This is a genomic window from Streptomyces sp. SID12501 (assembly GCF_010550245.1).
Classification (GTDB): domain Bacteria; phylum Actinomycetota; class Actinomycetes; order Streptomycetales; family Streptomycetaceae; genus Streptomyces.
Window position 1 is genome coordinate 1 of sequence record NZ_JAAGLU010001080.1, and the last position, 383, is coordinate 383.

A 383-nucleotide genomic window follows, 5' to 3' on the forward strand; every position below is an offset into this window, starting at 1 on the left:
TGGGACCGCGAGGACTGAGGAAGGAACCGCGATGACCCGCCACACCCTGTCCGTCCTCGTCGAGAACAAGCCCGGCGTGCTCACGCGCGTCGCGGGGCTGTTCGCGCGCCGGTCCTTCAACATCCACTCGCTGGCCGTCGGCCCGACCGAGCACGCCGAGATCAGCCGCATCACGGTCGTCGTCGACGTCGACGCGCTGCCGCTGGAGCAGGTGACCAAGCAGCTCAACAAGCTGGTCAACGTCATCAAGATCGTCGAGCTCGAGGACGCGGCGTCGGTCCAGCGCGAGCTGCTGCTCGTCAAGGTCAAGGCCGACGTGTCGCAGCGCACGCACGTGCTCGAGGTCGTGCAGCTGTTCCGGGCGCACGTCGTCGACGTCGTGC

The 383-nt window shown here is 67.9% G+C and carries 1 protein-coding gene; it reads left to right on the top strand.

Translation table 11 applies throughout. The annotated features are described in order from the left end of the window. Window positions 1-31: 31 nt before the first annotated feature. A partial coding sequence (gene ilvN / locus G3I71_RS49915) for an acetolactate synthase small subunit (RefSeq protein WP_164325621.1) occupies window positions 32-383 on the top strand: 352 nt, incomplete at its 3' end.